A 4,866-nucleotide genomic window follows, 5' to 3' on the forward strand; every position below is an offset into this window, starting at 1 on the left:
AACCAAGGGTCTTGTCTTCGTGCTGGCCATGCTCATGGGCATGGCCGTGTTCGAATCGCTGGAGCGCCTCGGCGCGAAGACCCGAACGACTTGAAGGAGCACCATGGACCTCAGACGCCTCACCCCCACCCTGTCCGTCGCACCGCAGATCGCGCCCGAGGACTTGCCGGCGGCCGCCGCGGCCGGCTTCACCACGCTGATCTGCAACCGCCCCGATGGCGAGCAGCCGGGCCAGCCGGACAAGGACACCATGGCGCGCGCCGCGCAAGCGGCGGGCATGCGTTTCGTGTTCCTGCCGGCCGTCACCGGCCAGGTGAACGAAGCGCAAGGCCGCGCCTTCGGCGAAGCGCTTGCGCAAGCCGATGGCCCGGTACTGGCCTATTGCCGCAGCGGCACGCGCAGCACCCAGCTCTGGGCGCTGTCGCAGGCCGGCCAACGCCCTTGGTCCGAGGTGCTGCAGATCGCGGCCGCCGCGGGCTATGACCTGAGCCGCATGCCACCACCGGCCGCGGCCCAGGGCTGATCCTCACCTCGCGAGCCGCGCCATGAACCTGCCCAAGCGCCACTGGTGGCCCGACCTGCCCGTGCTGAGCTGGGCCCGCGAGTACGACCGCGACACCCTGCTGCGCGACGCCGTGGCGGCGGTCATCGTCACGCTCATGCTGATCCCGCAGAGCCTGGCCTACGCGCAGCTGGCGGGCCTGCCGCCCGAGGTGGGCCTGTACGCCAGCGTGGCCCCGCTGCTGGTCTACGCCTTGCTGGGCACCAGCCGCGTGCTGGCGGTGGGGCCGGTGGCCGTGGTGTCGCTGATGACGGCCGCGGCCGTGGGCGAACACGCCGCGGCGGGCGGCCCGCACTACCTGGCGGTGGCCATCACGCTGGCCTTCCTGTCGGGGCTCATCCTGCTCGCCATGGGCCTGTTGCGCCTGGGCTTTCTCGCGCACTTCCTCAGCCACCCGGTCATCGCGGGCTTCATCACGGCGTCGGGCATCCTGATCGCGGCCAGTCAGCTCAAGACGCTCTTGGGCGTGTCGGCGGGCGGGCACAACCTGCTGGAGATGCTGACCGCCTTGTGGGCGCAGCGTGGCCAGGTGCACGGGCTCACGCTGGGCATTGGCGTGGCCAGCCTGGCCTTCCTGTTCTGGGTGCGGCGCGGCCTGCAGCCGCTGCTGCGCCGCCTGGGTGTGCCGCCGCGCGCGGCCGAACTCGGCGCCAAGGCCGGGCCGGTGGCCGCCATCGTGGGCGCCACGCTGTTCACCTGGGCGGTGGACGGCGGCGCGCGCGGCGTCAAGCTGGTGGGCGCGGTGCCACAGGGCTTGCCGCCACTCACGCAACCGCTGTGGGACCTTGCGCTCTGGCAGTCCCTGCTGGTGCCGGCGCTGCTCATCAGCGTGGTCGGTTTCGTCGAATCGGTGTCCGTGGGCCAGACGCTGGCGGCCAAGCGGCGCCAGCGCATCGAGCCGGATCAGGAACTCGTGGCCCTGGGCGGCAGCAACCTCTCGGCCGCGTTCACGGGCGGCTTCCCGGTCACGGGCGGCTTCGCGCGCTCGGTGGTGAACTTCGACGCCGGGGCACAAACGCCCGCGGCCGGCGTGTACACGGCGGTGGGCATTCTGCTGGCCTCGCTGCTGCTCACGCCCGCCCTCTTCCACCTGCCGCAGGCCACGCTGGCCGCCACCATCGTGGTGGCCGTGCTCTCGCTGGTGGACTTCGGCATCCTGCGGCGCACCTGGGTCTACTCCCGGGCAGACTTCACCGCCGTGCTCGCCACGCTGCTGGTGACGCTGGCGGTGGGCGTGGAAAGCGGGCTGGTGGCCGGGATGGGCCTGTCGCTGGTCCTGCATCTGTGGCGCACCAGCCAGCCGCACATCGCCGAGGTGGGCCAGGTGCCCGGCACCGAGCACTACCGCAACGTGCTGCGCCACCAGGTCATCACGCATCCACAGGTGCTGGCCCTGCGCATGGACGAAAGCCTGTACTTCGCCAACGCGCGCGCGCTCGAAGACCGCATCAACGCCGCCGTGGCCCTGCGCCCCGAGCTGCGCCACGTGGTGCTGCAGTGCTCGGCCATCAACGACATCGACGCCAGCGCGCTCGACAGTCTGGAGGCCATCGACCAGCGCCTGCGCGACGCGGGCGTGCAACTGCACCTGTCGGAGGTGAAGGGCCCGGTGATGGACCGGCTGCAGCGCAGCGATTTCCTTCAGCGCCTGAGCGGGCGTGTGTTCCTGACGCACCACCAGGCGGCCACCTCACTCGTGCAGGAAGCCGCCTGAAACCGGCGATGGCTCACTTGGCGGCGTTCGGAAAGAACAACTGCTCGCCGCCGATCTTGTAGGCGGCGATCGCCGCTTGCCCCGCCGGGCCGGTGACCCAGTCCACGAACTTCTGGCCCTCGGCCGTCTTCACCTGCGGGTGTTTTGCCGCGCTCACCAGCATCACGCCGTACTGGTTGAACAGGCGCTGGTCGCCTTGCACCAGCACCGTCAGGTCGCCGCGGTTCTTGAAGTTGAGCCAGGTGCCGCGATCGGTGAGCGCATAACCGCTGCTGCCCGAGGCGATGTTGAGCGCCGGGCCCATGCCGCAGCCGCATTCCTTGTAGCCGGTGCCTTTGGCGTCCAGGCCGGCCATCTTCCAGAAGCGCAACTCGGCCGCGTGCGTGCCGCTCTTGTCGCCGCGCGAGATGAAAGGCGCGTTGGCGGCCGCCACCTTCTTCAGCGCGGCCACGATGTCCTTGCCAGCGGTCTTCACCGGGTCGGCCTTGGGGCCCACGAGAACGAAGTCGTTGTACATGACCTCCTGGCGCCTGGCGGAGAAGCCGTCGGCCACGAACTTCTCCTCGGCCACCTTGTCGTGGACGAACAGCACGTCGGCGTCGCCGCGGCGCGCCATGTCGATGGCCTGGCCCGTGCCCAGTGCCACCACCTTCACGTCGATGCCGGTGGCCTGCTTGAACTGCGGCAGGATGGCGCCGAACAGGCCGGACTGCTCGGTGGACGTGGTCGAGGCCACGACGATGCTCTGCGCGAGCGCGGCGGTGCCGATGAGCAGGCCCGCGGCCAGGGTGACGACGCAACGGAAGGGTTTCACCAGCTTTCTCCTTGAACGAACAGGTGGGCGTGCGGGCAAACGGCCCGCAACAGGTCGGCGTTGAAAAACTCGTGCACGGGCAGGTCGGCGAGCACGCGGCCCTGCTCCAGGTAGACGACGCGGCTGGCCAGGCGCTTGACCTGGCCGAGGTTGTGGCTGGCGAACACCAGCGTGGTGGGCTGGCCGTTCGCGGGCGCGGACGTGAACTCGGCAATGAGCTGCTCCACTTCGCGCTTGGCGTGCGGGTCCAGGCTGGCGGTGGGCTCGTCGAGCAGCCAGATGTCGGGCTGCAGCGCCCAGGCGCGCGCCAGCGCCAGGCGCTGCTGCTGCCCGCCCGACAGCGCGCGGCCGTTGCGCTGGGCCAGATCGGCCAGGCCCACGCGCTGCAGCGCGGTGAGCGCCAGCGCGCGCGCCTCGCCCCAGCGCCGGCCCTGCAGCCACAGGCCCAGCGCCACGTTGTACAGGGCGCGGATGCGCAGCATGTGCGGGCGCTGGAACAGCATGGCCAGGCGCTGCTGGCGCGGCGTGTGCAGCGTGCCGGCGGTGAGCGGCAACAACCCGTGCAGGGTGCGCAGCAGCGTGCTCTTGCCACTGCCATTGGCGCCGATGAAAGCCACGCGCTCGCCGGGCAGGACGCGCAGGTTCACGCCATCCAGCGCGGGCGCGCGCGGTGCCGGGCCCAGGCGCACCTGGGCGCCGCGCAGTTCGAAGCACGGTTCGACCATGGCCCTGGGCGGCACACCGCTCATGCGCGATCCGGCGCAGGGCCGCCCCAAGCCGGATCAGCCCCCTCGGGGGGCAGCGACCCGCGCAGCGGCGCAGCGTGGGGGCTCATATGCCCGCCCCCACAGGCACCAGGCCATCGGCGCGCTCGCGCCAGCGACGAACCAGCGACACCAGCGCGTTGAGCACCAGCACCACCGCCAGCAGCACCACGCCCAGGCCCAGGGCCAGCGGAAGGTCGCCCTTGCTGGTCTCCAGCGCGATGGCGGTGGTCATCACGCGCGTAAAACCATCGATGTTGCCGCCCACGATCATCACGGTGCCCACTTCGGCGATGGCGCGGCCGAAGGCCGTGATGAACACCGTGAGCAGCGCATAGCGCTCGTCCCAGGCCAGCAGCAGGCTTCGCATCAGGGTGCCCGCGCCCATCGAGCGCAACTGCTCGCCATGGCTGAGGTCCGCGTCCTGCACGGTCTGGCGCACCAGCGCCGTCACCAGCGGCAGCACCAGCACGGCCTGGGCCATCACCATGGCCTCGAACTGGAACAGCCAGCCCAGAAAGCCCAGCGGGCCCGAGCGCGAGAGCAGCAGATACACCACCAGACCCACCACCACCGCCGGCACGGCCAGCGCCGTGTTGAGCAGCGTGAGCACCGCGCCGCGCCCCGCGAAGCGCGCGGCCGCGAGCCAGGCGCCCAGCCACAGCCCCAGCGCGTAGGCGATGCAGGTGGCCGTGACGCTGACCGCCAGCGAGCGCCATACGATCGACCACAGGTCCGCGTCGCCGGACAGGACCAGCCCGATCGCGGTGGAGACGCTGTCGGTGAAGGTGTTCATATGTTGGCGAGCTTACCGACGACGGGCCTCACCGGCGCTACGTACTGACGCGGTATGAACCCTTGTGCATAGGCCGCCTTGATGCACACTCGGCGCCCATGCGACGAATCGAGCTGGCGTACCAACTGAGCACGCGCGAACGCGCCGCCGGCGAGGGATCGGCGCTGCTGCGCAACCCCATGATGGACGTGCTGCACGCCGTCAAGGCCTCGGGCT

At 70.8% G+C, this 4,866-nt stretch carries 5 protein-coding genes; 2 read left to right on the top strand and 3 right to left on the bottom strand.

Annotated elements, in window-relative coordinates; all coding sequences use genetic code 11:
- Positions 1-103: 103 nt before the first annotated feature.
- On the top strand, positions 104-523 hold the full coding sequence (locus VLG41_RS07425; RefSeq protein ID WP_325348757.1) for a TIGR01244 family sulfur transferase: 420 nt from the start codon (positions 104-106) through the stop codon (positions 521-523).
- Between the two features lie 22 nt (positions 524-545).
- Positions 546-2,276, top strand: a complete 1,731-nt coding sequence (locus VLG41_RS07430; RefSeq protein WP_325348758.1) for a SulP family inorganic anion transporter — start codon at positions 546-548, stop codon at positions 2,274-2,276.
- 13 nt (positions 2,277-2,289) lie between these two features.
- On the opposite strand, the gene VLG41_RS07435 is transcribed toward VLG41_RS07430, so the two are convergent.
- The 3 genes from VLG41_RS07435 to VLG41_RS07445 all read right to left on the bottom strand — a co-directional run bounded on the left by VLG41_RS07435 (position 2,290) and on the right by VLG41_RS07445 (position 4,650).
- Positions 2,290-3,090, bottom strand: a complete 801-nt coding sequence (locus VLG41_RS07435) for an extracellular solute-binding protein (protein ID WP_325348759.1) — start codon at positions 3,088-3,090, stop codon at positions 2,290-2,292.
- Entirely contained in the window at positions 3,087-3,839 is a 753-nt protein-coding gene (locus VLG41_RS07440; RefSeq protein ID WP_325348760.1) for an ATP-binding cassette domain-containing protein, read from the bottom strand. The genes VLG41_RS07435 and VLG41_RS07440 overlap by 4 nt, the downstream gene beginning before the upstream one ends.
- Positions 3,840-3,921: 82 nt before the next feature.
- Complete coding sequence (locus tag VLG41_RS07445) at positions 3,922-4,650, bottom strand: ABC transporter permease (RefSeq protein WP_325348761.1); 729 nt, start codon at positions 4,648-4,650, stop codon at positions 3,922-3,924.
- Positions 4,651-4,866: the final 216 nt, after the last annotated feature.

It is taken from the genome of Hydrogenophaga sp. (assembly GCF_035481345.1).
GTDB lineage: Bacteria > Pseudomonadota > Gammaproteobacteria > Burkholderiales > Burkholderiaceae_C > Hydrogenophaga.